At 63.7% G+C, this 13,429-nt stretch carries 12 protein-coding genes; 3 read left to right on the top strand and 9 right to left on the bottom strand.

The genetic code is table 11. The features are described from left to right. Positions 1–42 precede the first annotated feature (42 nt). The 6 genes from NGM99_RS00595 to NGM99_RS00570 form a co-directional block, all read right to left on the bottom strand. Complete coding sequence (locus NGM99_RS00595; RefSeq protein ID WP_252815108.1) at positions 43–873, bottom strand: dipeptide ABC transporter ATP-binding protein; 831 nt, start codon at positions 871–873, stop codon at positions 43–45. Continuing rightward, entirely contained in the window at positions 870–1,712 is an 843-nt protein-coding gene (locus NGM99_RS00590) for an ABC transporter ATP-binding protein (protein WP_435371359.1), read from the bottom strand. The genes NGM99_RS00595 and NGM99_RS00590 overlap by 4 nt, the downstream gene beginning before the upstream one ends. Before the next feature lie 133 nt (positions 1,713–1,845). Next, positions 1,846–2,379, bottom strand: coding sequence for a hypothetical protein (locus NGM99_RS00585; protein ID WP_252815107.1), 534 nt, complete (start codon positions 2,377–2,379; stop codon positions 1,846–1,848). A 13-nt stretch (positions 2,380–2,392) separates the two neighbouring features. After that, the gene (locus NGM99_RS00580; RefSeq protein WP_252815106.1) at positions 2,393–3,301 is read right to left on the bottom strand and encodes an ABC transporter permease subunit; all 909 of its coding nucleotides are present in this window, start codon (positions 3,299–3,301) and stop codon (positions 2,393–2,395) included. 11 nt (positions 3,302–3,312) lie between these two features. Beyond that, positions 3,313–4,317 (bottom strand): ABC transporter permease subunit, encoded by a 1,005-nt coding sequence (locus NGM99_RS00575; RefSeq protein WP_252815105.1) that lies wholly within the window; start codon positions 4,315–4,317, stop codon positions 3,313–3,315. Positions 4,318–4,586: 269 nt separating this feature from the next. Continuing rightward, positions 4,587–6,179, bottom strand: a complete 1,593-nt coding sequence (locus NGM99_RS00570) for an ABC transporter substrate-binding protein (protein ID WP_252815104.1) — start codon at positions 6,177–6,179, stop codon at positions 4,587–4,589. A 248-nt stretch (positions 6,180–6,427) separates the two neighbouring features. On the opposite strand from NGM99_RS00570, the gene NGM99_RS00565 reads away from it, so the two are divergent. Both NGM99_RS00565 and NGM99_RS00560 read left to right on the top strand, forming a co-directional pair. Continuing rightward, positions 6,428–6,979, top strand: coding sequence for a DUF924 family protein (locus NGM99_RS00565; protein ID WP_252815103.1), 552 nt, complete (start codon positions 6,428–6,430; stop codon positions 6,977–6,979). A gap of 87 nt (positions 6,980–7,066) precedes the next feature. Beyond that, positions 7,067–8,803 (top strand): long-chain-fatty-acid--CoA ligase, encoded by a 1,737-nt coding sequence (locus NGM99_RS00560; protein ID WP_252815102.1) that lies wholly within the window; start codon positions 7,067–7,069, stop codon positions 8,801–8,803. Between the two features lie 61 nt (positions 8,804–8,864). On the opposite strand, the gene NGM99_RS00555 is transcribed toward NGM99_RS00560, so the two are convergent. From NGM99_RS00555 to pgi, 3 genes are read right to left on the bottom strand one after another with little or no spacing between them, the layout of a single operon-like run. Beyond that, positions 8,865–9,293 carry a DUF4174 domain-containing protein gene (locus NGM99_RS00555; RefSeq protein ID WP_252815101.1) on the bottom strand — a complete coding sequence of 143 codons (429 nt, stop codon included), beginning with the start codon at positions 9,291–9,293 and terminating at the stop codon, positions 8,865–8,867. 60 nt (positions 9,294–9,353) lie between these two features. Then, entirely contained in the window at positions 9,354–10,061 is a 708-nt protein-coding gene (locus tag NGM99_RS00550; protein WP_252815100.1) for an HAD family hydrolase, read from the bottom strand. Further along, positions 10,062–11,696, bottom strand: coding sequence for a glucose-6-phosphate isomerase (pgi, locus tag NGM99_RS00545; protein ID WP_252815099.1), 1,635 nt, complete (start codon positions 11,694–11,696; stop codon positions 10,062–10,064). A 214-nt stretch (positions 11,697–11,910) separates the two neighbouring features. On the opposite strand from pgi, the gene pdxR reads away from it, so the two are divergent. Further along, positions 11,911–13,404 (top strand): MocR-like pyridoxine biosynthesis transcription factor PdxR, encoded by a 1,494-nt coding sequence (gene pdxR, locus NGM99_RS00540; protein WP_252815098.1) that lies wholly within the window; start codon positions 11,911–11,913, stop codon positions 13,402–13,404. Positions 13,405–13,429: the final 25 nt, after the last annotated feature.

Below are 13,429 nucleotides of genomic sequence, written 5' to 3'. Positions count from 1 at the left end.
GGCGCCCGCGAGGCGCCCTTCTCTTTTCCACTGACAGGCCCTTCAGGCAGCGGCTTTTCTTGCCAGCCTCGCCTTGATGTTTTCGACGCTGGCGCGCGGCGTCGCGGCGAACAGGGTCTTGGTGTAGCTGTGCTGCGGGTTCGAAAAGACGGCATCGCGCGTGCCGTGTTCGACCGCTTCGCCGAAATACATCACCATCACCTCGTCGGCGATATAGCGCACCACCGACAGGTCGTGGCTGATGAAGACGTAAGTCAGGCCGAACTCGTCCTGAAGATCGGCGAGCAGGTTGAGGACCTGCGCCTGCACCGAGAGGTCGAGGGCCGAAACCGGCTCGTCCAGAACCAGAAGGCTGGGATTGAGCATCAGGGCGCGGGCGATCGCGATGCGCTGGCGCTGGCCGCCCGAGAACATATGCGGATAGCGGTTGAAGTGCTCGGGGCCCAAGCCGACCTTCTTCAGCATCCCCTGCGCGCGCTCGCGGCGCTCGGATGCGGGCATGTCGGTCTGGTTGATGACCAGCGGCTCCATCAGCACCTCGCCGACCTTCTGGCGCGGGTTGAGCGAACCATAGGGGTTCTGGAACACGATCTGCACCTTGCGGCGCATCTCGGGCGAGAGACCATCCTTGGCGATGTCCACGCGTTTGCCTTCGATGAAGAGCTCGCCGGCTGTCGGCGCATCGATCATGGTCAGGATGCGCGCGAGCGTGGACTTGCCGCAGCCGGACTCGCCGACGATGGCCAGCGTCTTGCCCTTTTCGAGCGCGAAGGACACGCCCTTCACGGCATGGATCACCTTGTCCTGCCGGAACAGGCCGCCGGGCAGGCGGTAGTCGCGCTTGATGTCGCGGATTTCGAGAACCGGGCTCATTGGAGGACCTCCTCGAAGGCGGCTGCGGAAACGGTGGGCAGGCGGTCGCCGGTGGCGTTTTCGGGCAGCGCGGCCAGAAGCGCCTTGGTGTAGGGATGCTGCGGGTTCTCGAACAGCGAGAGCACGTCGGCTTCCTCCATCTTCTTGCCCTTGTACTGCACGACCACGCGGTCGGCCGTTTCGGCGACCACGCCCATATTGTGGGTGATCATGATGAGGCCCATGCCGTGTTCGGCCTGAAGGCGCATCAGGAGGTCGAGGATCTGCTTCTGGATCGTCACGTCGAGCGCGGTGGTGGGCTCGTCGGCGATCAGGAGCTTCGGGTTGCAGGCGATGGCGACCGCGATCATCACGCGCTGGCACTGACCGCCCGACATCTGATGCGGATAGGCGGACAGGCGCGAGGCGGGATCGGGAATGCCGACCGCATCGAGAAGCTCGATGGCACGCGCGCGACGCGCTTTCCTGTCGAGGCCCAGATGGACGCGCAGCACTTCCTCGATCTGGAAGCCGACCGTGAAGCACGGGTTGAGCGAGGCCATCGGCTCCTGGAAGATCATGGCCATGTCCTTGCCGACCAGCTTGCGCCGGGCGGAGGCGTCGAGACCCAGAAGATCGCGGCCCTGGAACAGCATCTTGTCGGCGCGGACCTTGGCGGTCCAGGGCAGCAGGCCCATCACGGCCAGCATCGACACCGACTTGCCCGAACCGGACTCGCCGACGATGGCCAAGACCTCGCCTTCGTGGACTTTCATGGAAACGCCGTCCACCGCGCGGAACGGACCGGAGGCCGTTTCGAACTCGACGGAGAGGTTTTCGATTTCGAGAAGGATGCTCACTTCAAATTCCTTCCAATCTTGTCTATATTTCGGGGGCAATGGTTGAGAACCCAGTTATGTCGACCACCAACCAGCTTCCGCCGGTCAAGCCGATTTCCGGTCCCACGGGCCCTCGCCCCGGCTATTGATCGCATCATGACGCGCCGCGCCAGTTGTTGAGCGCGTCCTCGGCCTCGCTCGCGAGTCGCCCAGCTTCCGTTCTGAGACTGATATAGTCCCGGTAGATCGCCGTTTTCCGCGCAGCGTCGAGACGATCGTAAGTCTCCGAGCGCAAGTCCTCCACCATCTCCGCAACGGAATGGGTCTGTGCGTAATAGCGCACGACCGCGTCGATGGCCTCGGCAGGCAGAAGATGGATCTCGTTCACGATCGCGTCGTAGATCTTGTTGCCTGCATCGCGGGGGACGAAGGGTGTGTAGGACGGGTTCCCCTCGATCCGAGCCGCGATCGCAGCCAGATGCTCGACCGCTTCGGTTTCCGACCAGCGAAAATTGTGGCAACGGATTTCCGCGCGAAGGGCCGTGATGTAATCGCGCACCTTCTCCTCGCGCCGTGCCGTTTCCAGCCGGCGCTCGCGCTGGTAGGTCACGAACCATCCCGCGACATTCACCAGCCCCGCTATGAGGGCTGCGACGATCGCGGGCGTGATCCATGCGCTCAGTTCCAAGACGCACCTTCCATCAGGACCGCTTGAGCTTCGGGTCGAGCGCGTCGCGCAGGCCGTCGCCCATCAGGTTGATGGCAAGCACGGTGATGAGGATGGCGAGGCCGGGGAAGGTCACGACCCACCAGGCGCGCAGGATGAACTCGCGCGCCTCGGCCAGCATCGTACCCCATTCGGGCGTCGGCGGCTGGGCGCCCATGCCCAAGAAGCCGAGGGCCGCCGCATCGAGAATGGCGTTCGAGAAGGAGAGCGTCGCCTGCACGATCAGGGGCGCCATGCAGTTGGGCAGGATGGTGCGGAACATCAGCCGCCAGGAGCCCGCGCCCGCGACACGCGCGGCGACCACATATTCGCGGTTCTTCTCGGCCATCACGGCGGCGCGCGTCAGGCGCACGAAGTGCGGCTGGAGCACGAGCGCGATGGCGATCATCGCATTGGTCAGGCCCGGCCCGAGCACGGCGACGAGAACCAGCGCCAGAAGCAGCGAAGGGAAAGCCAGGATGATGTCCATCAGGCGCATGATCAGCGTGTCGATCCAGCCGCCGAAATAGCCGGCGATCACGCCCACCACGATGCCGCCCACGAGGGCGAGCAGCGTCACCACCACGCCGATGAAGAGCGAGAACTGCGCGCCGTAAAGCAGGCGCGAGAAGATATCGCGGCCCACCGCATCGGTGCCGAGCAGATAGGCTGCGCGGCCGTTTGCTTCCCATGCGGGCGGCAGCAGCACCGCGTCGCGATACTGCATGGCCGGCGCGTGAGGTGTGATGAGCGGCGCGAGCACGGCAGCCAGCACCAGGATGATGAAGACGACGAGCCCGATCACCGCGCCGCGGTTTTCGGAGAAATAGTACCAGAATTCGGAAAGCCGTCGCGCCCGCGACGGATCGATCACGACATCCTCGGCGGCAGTGGTGTCAGCCATCGCTCAATTCCTCAATGCCGGATGCGGGGGTTGATGAGACCGTAGAGCAGGTCCACGGCCAGATTCACGAGCATGATGATGCCGGCGATGATGAGCAGGCCGCCCTGGATCACCGGGTAATCGCGGCGGAACACGGAATCGACCATCCACTTGCCGATGCCGGGCCACGAGAAGATCGTTTCGGTAAGGATCGCGCCCGCGAGCATCACGCCGACCTGCAGGCCGATGGTGGTGATGACGGGGATCATGGCATTGCGCAAAGCGTGGATGCCGACCACGCGGAAGGGCGAAAGGCCCTTGGCACGCGCGGTGCGCACATAGTCCTCGCCCAGAACCTCCAGCATGGCCGAACGCGTCTGGCGCGCGATCACCGCGAGCGGGATCGTGCCGAGCACGATTGAAGGGAGGATCAGGTGGCTGAAGGCCGATTTGAAGGCACCGGCCTGATCGGACAGAGCTGAGTCGATCAGCATGAAGCCGGTGACGGGCGGGAAGAAGTAGAGCAGCGAGATGCGGCCCGAGACAGGCGTCCACTGCAACACACCCGAGAACAGGATGATCAGCAGCAGGCCCCACCAGAAGATCGGCATGGAATAGCCGACGAGTGCCACGCCCATCAGCGTCTGGTCGGCGAACGAGCCGCGCTTGAGCGCTGCGAAGACACCCACCGGAATGCCGATCACGATGGCGAAGATCATCGCGCAGATGCTGAGTTCCAGCGTCGCCGGAAAGAGCTGCAGGAATTGTTCGCTGACCGAGGATTTGCTGACGATGGAAGTGCCGAAATCGCCGTGGAGCACGCCCCAGAGATAGTCGAGATACTGCACGATCCATGGTCGGTCGAGGCCGAGATTGTGGCTGATCTGGGCGTGGCGCTCGGGCGACATCACGCGTTCACCGGACAGAAGGGCGACCGGGTCACCGGGCAGAAGACGGATGAACGAGAAGGCGATCAGCGACACGCCGAGGAATGTCGGGATCAGAACGGCCAGGCGGCCGAGAAAGAAACGGAACATGGAAAGCCTGTCCTGTTCGGCCAAGCCGGGCCGGTGCGAAGGCGTTTGGAGCCTGTTTGATCGTGTCTTCGGGTCGGTCCGGAGGTTCTTTCCGCCGCCCGCGTCGTTGCCGAGACTCGCCGATGCTTCAGCATCGTTGACGTTCGGCGCCTCGCGGAACAGCGAAAATTCCTCGCTGGCCCTTTGCCGATGAATTCTCGAATAGGCTCTTAGCAAACGGGGGCGCCATCATTGGAGATGGCGCCCCCGCTCGCGATGTCTAGTTCAAATTACTCGGTGATGTCGACGCCGTCGAAGGCAAAGTCGCCGAGCGGGCTCTGCACGAAGCCGGTCACTTCCTTGCGCATCGGCACGATGGCAAGCGAGTGATCGAGGGTCGCCCACGGAGCTTCCTTTTTGAACACGGCCTGGGCCTGCTGGTAGAGCTTGGTGCGCTCGGCCTGATCGGAGCTTTCCTTGGCCTTGGTCACCAGATCGTCGAATTCCTTGCTGCACCACTGCGCGCGGTTGTTGCCGCCGACCGCATCGCAGCCGAGCAGGGTGTCGAGGAAGTTGTCCGGATCGCCATTGTCGCCGGTCCAGCCGAGGATCACCGCGCCGTCGCGGTCCTTGGCCTTGGAGCGCTCGAGATATTCGGCCCATTCATAGGACACGATCTCGACGGTGACGCCGATCTTCTGGAAGTCCGACTGGATCAGCTCGGCCGCGCGACGGGCATTGAGCATGTAGGGACGCGCCACCGGCATCGCCCAGACCTTCATCGAGAGGCCGGATACGCCCGCATCCGCCAGCATCTTCTTGGCGGCTTCGGGATCGTAATTGTCGTCCACCGTGCTCTCGTCATAGGACCACATCGTCGGCGGGATCGGGTTCTTGGCCGGCGTCGCAGCGCCCTGGAACACGGCGTCAACGATCGCCTGCTTGTTGATGGCCATGTTGAGCGCCTTGCGCACCTCGACCTTGTCGAACGGCGCCTGCGTCGTGTTGTAGGCGAGATAGGCGACGTTCAGGCCTTCCTGCTGCTCGACCTTGAGAGCCGGGTCCGACTTCATCGACTCGACATCGGCCGAGTTCGGGTAAGGCATCAGGTGGCATTCGCCGGCCTTGAGCTTCTGGAAGCGCACGGCGGCGTCGGTGGTGATGGCGAAGACCAGATCGTCGATCTTTTCCTTGCCCTTGTAGAAGTCCGGATTGGCCTTGTAGCGGATGACCGCATCCTGCTGGTAGGCCACGAACTGGAAGGGGCCCGTGCCGAGCGGCTGCTGGTTCAGCTTTTCCTTGGTGCCGGCCTTGTCGAGGCTGTCGGCATATTCCTTGGAGACGATCGAGGCGAAAGGCATTGCGAGGTTCGCGAGGAACGGCGCTTCCTTGCGCTTGAGCGTGAAGCGAACGGTCAGGTCGTCGACCTTCTCGATCTTGGAGATCAGCTCGGGGAAGCCCATGCCAGCGAAGTATTCCCAGGAAGCACCAGCGACATACTGGTTCCATGGGTTCTGGGCGTTCATCTGACGATCAAAGGAGAAGACCACATCGTCCGCGTTCAGTTCGCGGGTCGGCGTGAAGAAATCGGTGGTCTGGAATTTCACGCCCGAACGAAGCTTGAAGGTGTACTGAAGACCGTCGTCGGAAATTTCCCAGCTCTCGGCCAAGCCCGGCTCGGTCTCGGTCGTGCCCTTCTTGAACTCGAGCAGGCGGCTATAGACCGTGTGCGCGGAGGCGTCGAAGGTGGTGCCGGCCGTGTAGAGGCCGGGGTCGAAGCCTTCCGGCGAACCTTCCGAGCAGAACACGAAGGTCTTGGCGCTGGCCGCGCCGCTGAGGACGGTCGCGGCGAGAAGCGCTGCCGCAAAAATCGTCTTCTTCATTGAGTGCTCCCTGTTGTTTGCCAAGCCCCCCGTTCGGGCCGGCGAAGGCGGCATATAAGCAGGTTTTTCAGGGTTGGGAACACAATAGCGACCCAAGCACCGGGGACGGAAGAAAATTGCTTAACCGACGGATATTTGAGCAATTTTATGCTGTTCATCCGTGCGTCTGTTGCAATCAACGCCTCTGAACTTGTTCTCGAATGGATTTTCGGCATTGTCGCCGCGGTTCACAGAAAGGCGAGATCGTCGTGAGAAAAAGCTGGCAGGCCGAGATTCTGGAGTTCTGGTTCGGCGAGCTTTCCCCCGAACAATGGTACGAATCGACGCCCGAGATCGACGAAACGATCCGCGCGCGCTTCCTTTCCATTCACGAGGAACTGGCCACCAGCCTGCCCGCCGATGCCTATCACGAGGCCGATGCGGCGCTGGCTGCGATCATCGCGCTCGACCAGTTTCCGCGCAACATGTTTCGCGGTACGGCACGAGCCTTCGCCACCGACAACCAGGCGGCCCTTATCGCGCGCAACGCGGTGGAAAAGGAACTCGATGCAGAGATCGCGCCCGAGCACCGCCAGTTCATCTACATGCCGCTCGAACATTCCGAGGTGATGGCGGACCAGGAGCATTCGGTGATGCTGTTCAGCGCGCTGGGCGATCCGGAAACGCTGAAATATGCCGAAGAGCATCGCGACATCATCGCCCGCTTCGGCCGCTTTCCCCACCGCAACCGCGTGCTGGACCGTGAAAGCACGCCGGCCGAGATCGCTTTCCTCAACGCGCATCAGGGCTTCGGGCAATAGAGCGAGACTTGCGCGACCGGATGCTTGTCGCCACACTCAAAGGAAAAGCGAGGGCGAGCAGGAAGCTCGCCGGATGGAGGGAACTGAATGGCGGATGAGAACGGAACACAGGCTCCGGCAACAGCGATGACGGCGAAGCCCGTTCCGGGCGAACGTCCCGTCAAACCGTGGCTGAAGAGCTACCCGTCCTCCGTTTCGCCCGAGATCACGCCCCTCCCCGACAATTCGGTCGGAGACCTGCTGGCACGTGCCACCAGCCGCTATGCGGGGCGGCCCGCTTTTTCCTGCATGGGCACCACACTTTCTTTCAAGCAGCTCGAGAAGGCGTCGAGCGCTTTCGGCGCGTTCCTGCAGTCGCTGGGACTGCAGAAGGGCGCGCGTGTCGCGATCATGATGCCCAATGTGCTGCAATATCCGGTGGCGCTGATGGGCGCGCTGCGGGCCGGGCTCGTCGTCGTCAACGTCAACCCGCTCTACACGCCGCGCGAACTCGGGCATCAGCTCAAGGATTCGGGCGCGGAGGCGATCGTGATCCTCGAGAACTTCGCCCATACGCTGGAACAGGTTCAGGACAAGGGCGCACTTCGCCATGTGGTGGTGGCGACCATGGGCGACATGCTGGGGGTCTTGAAAGGCACGCTCGTCAATTTCGTGGTGCGCAAGGTCAAGAAGCTCGTGCCCGCATGGAGGCTGCCGGGTCATATCGCGTTCAGGCAGGCTCTGGCACAGGGCAGGAAACTCGACTTCCGGCCTGTGCAGGTGGGACCGGACGACCTCGCCTTTCTGCAATATACCGGCGGCACGACGGGCATCTCGAAAGGTGCGATGCTGCTCCACCGCAACATCCTCGCCAATGTGGCGCAGAATGCGGCGTGGCTCGAAAGCGCCTATGCCAAAAAGCCCAAGCCCGATCGGCTGACCTTCCTTTGCGCGCTTCCGCTCTACCACATCTATGCGCTGACGGTGAATGCCGTGATGGGGATGCAGCAGGGGGCGCACAACATCCTCATCCCCAATCCGCGTGATATTCCAGCACTCGCCAAGGAGTTCGGCAGGCACAAGGTCAACGTCTTTCCCGGCCTCAACACGCTGTTCAACGCGCTTCTGAACAACGAGGCGTTCCGCAAGCTCGACTTTTCCGCCCTGATCCTGACCTTCGGCGGCGGCATGGCGGTGCAGCGCGCGGTGGCGGAGAAGTGGAAGGCCTTGACCGGGATCTGGATCGCGGAGGGCTACGGGCTGTCCGAGACCTCGCCGGTCGCCACCGCCAACCCGTTCGACGCCGAAGAGTTCTCCGGCATGATCGGCGTGCCGATCTCATCCACGGAAGTGACGATCCGCGACGATGACGGACGCGATGTGGGCCTGGGCGAGGTTGGTGAGATCCTGATCAAGGGCCCGCAGGTGATGGCTGGCTACTGGAACCAGCCCGAGGAAACCCGCCGTGCGTTGACCGAGGACGGTTTCCTGCGGACCGGCGACATCGGCGTGATGGACGAGCGCGGCTACGTCAAGATCGTGGACCGTAAGAAGGACATGATCCTCGTTTCGGGCTTCAACGTCTATCCGAACGAGCTGGAAGAGGTCGTGGCGCGCCATCCCAAGGTGCTGGAAGTGGCCGCGATCGGCGTGCGGGACGAGCGCGCGGGCGAGGTGCCGAAGCTGTTCGTGGTGAAGAAGGACCAGAGTCTGACCGAGGATGAGGTGCGTGACTTCTGCCGCGACAACCTCACCAACTACAAGCGCCCGCGCCATATCGAGTTCAGGACGGAACTGCCCAAAAGCAATGTCGGCAAGATCCTGAGGCGCGAACTCAGAGGCTAGGGGTTCGACAGGCTCACCCTTCGGCAGGCTCACCCTTCGGCAAGTTCACTCTTCGGCAGGCTCAGGGTTTGGTTTCGCTTTGGCGCATCGGCATCGAGTCGATGAGATCGAAGATTTGTCTCGCCGTCACGGGTTCGGTTCGGCGCAGCTTCTCGCCGCCGTCCTTGCCGACAAGGATCACCACGAAAGGCTCATCGGGATCGATGCGATAGGCTTCGCGCATCGCGCCGGCGCTCGGCGGGTCGATGTCGCCGAAGGGCACGGACACAGCCTCGCCATCGACATGGATCAGCACCATCTCGCGCTCCTCGAGCGCCGAACGGTCGGCAAGGAAGGCGTCGAGCTGGCTGTCGACCTTCGCTTCGTCCAAACCGAAGACGATCACCACACGGTTTCTCCACTGCAAGCCCTCGATCGGGCTGGCCGCAGCCGGCGCGGCGGCCATTGCGAGAAGGAGCGTGCTGGCGGTGAGGAGGATCGAGAGCGACATGAGGTCTCCTGGAAACCTGGGATCAGATAGCCCGATTTCGGAGACCGTCGAGACTTATACTTAAGCCTTAGCCAGCAAATCGGGCAGCTCGGCGACCGAATCCAAGATGACATCCGCGAGAGGTGAAAGAATTTCCCGCGTTCCCGTGCCGGACAATACACCGACCGCCAGCCCGGCTCCGCCGGCTTTCGCCATCACGAGGTCGTGGTTGTTATCGCCCACCATCGCGATTTCTTGCGGCTCGCAACCGACGACCTTGGCGAAGGCATAAAGCGGATCGGGGGCCGGCTTGGGATTTGGGACGGAATCATAGCCGTAGGCGGCATCGAAGAAAGGGGAAAGGCCGAGAGCTTCGAGCGTGAGCCTCGCCCCCTCCTCCGAGTCGTTGGTGGCAACGCCGAGGCGAAGGCCGCGCGCATGGAGCGCGCGAATGGCTGCTTCGAGACCGGGCAGCGGCACCGCGCGTTTCGCGCCTTCGACCGCCGTGAAGGCGTCATAGGCCTTGGCGCGTTCCGCCTGCTCGGCATCGCTCAGTTCGGGATACCAGAGCGCGACGATCTCGGCATTGGTGCCGGCGGCGAAGACCGAGTCGGGCTTGAAGCGGGCGGCAGTGAAGTCGTAGCCGCCCTGCTCCAGCAGCCGGTCGGCCTCGGCCCGGTCGCCGTTGGCGGCGGCGAGCGCCATGGCGTCGCCCACCGCGAACCAGGTTTTCTGGAAGTCGATCAGCGTGCCGTCCTTGTCGAACAGGACGGCCTTGATCTTGCCCATTCAGCGCTTGCCGTGGATGAAGGCGACGAGACCGGCGGTCGAACTGTCGCGCGAGCCGGCGTCTTCCTTGCCCTCGACCACGGGCAGCAGGCCCGTCGCCAGTTCCTTGCCGAGTTCAACACCCCACTGGTCGAAAGCATTGATGCCGAACAGCTGCGCCTCCACGAAAACGCGGTGCTCGTAGAGCGCGATCAGGCGGCCGAAGGTGAAGGGATCGAGCTTGTCGTAGAGGATGGTGATCGACGGACGGTTTCCGGGAAAAACGCGGTGCGGCGCGATCGTCTCGACCTCTTCCGCCGCCATGCCCTTGGCACCCATCTGCTCGCGCGCCTCGGCCAGCGTGCGGCCCTTCATCAGGGCTTCGGACTGCGCGAAGCAGTTGGCGAGCAGCAGGTCGTGGTGATGCTTGAGATCGGGCTCGAAGCCGGAAGCGGCTGCGATGAACTCGACGGGGATCACGTCCGTGCCCTGGTGGAGAAGCTGGAAAAAGGCGTGCTGACCGTTGGTGCCGGGCTCGCCCCAGACAAGCGGGCCGGTCGGCGTGGTCACCGGTTCGCCATCGATGGTCACGCTCTTGCCGTTCGACTCCATGTCGAGCTGCTGCAGATAGGCGGGAAAACGGGACAGGCGCTGGTCGTAGGGAATGATGGCGCGTGCCGGATAGCCGCAGGCGACGCGGTGCCACCAGCCGATCAGGCCGAGCATCACGGGCTGGTTCTGCTCGAGCGGCGCGGATGCGAAATGCTTGTCGGTGGCTTCGGCGCCCGCCAGGAAATCGCGGAAATTCTTGGGGCCGACCGCGATCATGATCGGCAGGCCGATGGCGGACCAGAGCGAATAGCGGCCGCCGACCCAATCCCAGAAGCCGAACACGCGGTCTTCGCCGATCCCGAACTTGGCCACCTTGTCGAGCGCGGTGGAAACGGCGGCGAAGTGATGGCCGACGGCATCCGTGCCGAGCGCGGCCTCGATCCATTTCCGCGCCGTTTCGGCATTGGTCATGGTCTCGATCGTGGTGAAGGTCTTGGAGGCCACGATGAAGAGCGTGGAAGCGGGGTCCAGCTCCTTCAACGTGTCATGCATATGCGCGCCGTCCACATTCGACACGAAATGCGCGCGCGGGCCGTCATGGAACGGGGCGAGTGCGAGCACGGCCATGGCAGGACCGAGATCGGAACCGCCGATGCCGATATTGACGATATCCGTGATCGGCTTGCCGGTCGCGCCCTTCGCCTCGCCAGAGCGCACGGCCTCGGCAAAGGCGCTCATGCGCGACAGGACTTCTTCCACTTCCCTGTGGACATCCTCGCCATCGATCGTGAGGCCACGGTCGGCGCTCTCGCGCAGCGCCACATGAAGAACGGAACGGTTCTCGGTGCCGTTGATCTTGTCGCCGCGGAACATCGCGGCACGACGCTCTTCGAGGCCGGCAGCGCGGGCAAGCTCCGCCAGCAGCGTGATCGTCTTCTCGTTCACGGCGCATTTCGACCAGTCGAGCAGCATGCCGTCATGTTCGAGCGAGAAGCGCTCGAAGCGCTGCGGGTCTTCGGCAAAGGCCGCGCGCATATCCTTGGGCGTCTCGGCCCGGTGGCTTTTGAGAGCTTCGATTTCGCGGGCAGTGGAAAGCGGCGACATGGGAGGCGGCTCCTGGGGAAACACTGGCGCGGCCGGACTAGCAGAACGCGCGAAGCTTGCAAACGCGGATCATCGCGACAGGCTCCCGCAAAACTGGCATAACATCTTACGCCGCTGGCCTATAGGATTGGTCCAAAGGCCGAAGCTAGCCTTGGTCCAGAAATCGCAGCCGGCTTGAGCCCACCAAGAGGATCGTCCGGCAGGAGGGTGCGCGATGACACACAGAAACGATACGGCCATCTGGTCAGGCCTGTTCCATATCTCGCCGGATTCCGGCCAGACGCTGCAAGCGCAGATCCGGCAGGCCATCGTCGCGGCCATTCTCGACAGGCAGATCGCGGCATCCATGCCCCTGCCCTCGTGCCGCATCCTGGCCGAAAAGCTCGGTGTCGCGCGCGGCACGGTGGTGCTGGCCTTTCAGCAGCTGGTGGACCAGGGCTTCCTCGTGGCGCGCGAGCGGCGCGGTCATTTCGTCAATCCGGAAGTGCTGGCGACCCCGCCAAAGCCCGAGGGCGCGCAGCCGCAGCCCTTACGCGGCGTGGATTGGGCCAAGCGGCGGGCCATGACGCCGTCGGCCCTGCCGCCCTCGCGCAAACAGGAGAACTGGATCAAGACGTCCTATCCCTTCGTCTATGGCCAGTTCGACCCTTCGCTGTTCCCGACCGCCGAATGGCGCGAATGCAACCGCATGGCGCTGGCCGTGCTCGAAATCCGCAACTGGGCGGCGGACATGGTGGATCGCGACGATCCGCTTTTGATCGAGCAGATCCAGGCCCGGCTCCTGCCCCGGCGCGGTATCTTTGCGAGCCCCGACGAGATCATCGTGACGCTGGGCGCGCAGAACGCCATCTTCATGCTGGCGCAGTTGTTGGCGACCAAGCAGTCCGTGGTGGCGATGGAAGATCCGGGCTACCCCGATGCGCGCTCGGCCTTCAAGCTGATGGGCGCGCGGATTGCGCCGACACCGGTCGATGAGCATGGGCTGGTGGTGAAAAGCATCGATCCCGATGCGCAAACCGTCTTCGTCACGCCCAGCCATCATTGCCCGACCATGGTGCCGATGAGCCTCGCGCGGCGCGAGGAACTGCTGGCGGATGCCGAGCGCAACGACCGGATCATCATCGAGGACGGCTATGACAGCCAGCTCTTCGACGACGCCCCGCAGCAGGCCTTGAAGAGCATCGACCGCACCGGCCGGGTGATCTATGTCGGCTCGCTTTCGAAGACGCTTGCGCCGGGCCTGCGCATGGGCTTCATCGTGGCGCCCGCCGAACTCGTGGCCGAACTCCGCGCCCTGCGCCGCTTCATGCTGCGCCATCCACCCGCCAACAACCAGCGCGCGGTCGCGCTTTTCCTGTCGCTCGGCCATCACGATGCCCTGGTGCGGCGTCTGTCCACCGCCTTTGCCGAACGGCGCACGCGGCTGGTTCAGGCGATCGATGCCTTCTTGCCCGACTGGCGCTCGACGGACAGCGCGGGGGGAACCTCGATCTGGCTCGAAGGCCCGCGCGGCACCAATGCGCGCGGCATCGCGGAAGCGGCAGCCTCGCGCTCCGTGCTGATCGAGCCCGGCGACCGGTTCTTCGAAGCGGCGGACAAGCCGACGCGGTTCATGCGGCTCGGCATCTCGTCGATCGCGCTCCAGCATATCGAGCCGGGTATCCGCGAGCTGGCGACCGCCGCCGGGCGGCGACCGGCCGCCGCCTGACGGCCAAGAAGCATACCGGCGGCCA

It is taken from the genome of Mesorhizobium liriopis (assembly GCF_024053505.1).
Classification (GTDB): Bacteria; Pseudomonadota; Alphaproteobacteria; order Rhizobiales; family Rhizobiaceae; genus Mesorhizobium_B; species Mesorhizobium_B liriopis.
This window is presented reverse-complemented; position numbering and strand designations above follow the sequence as displayed.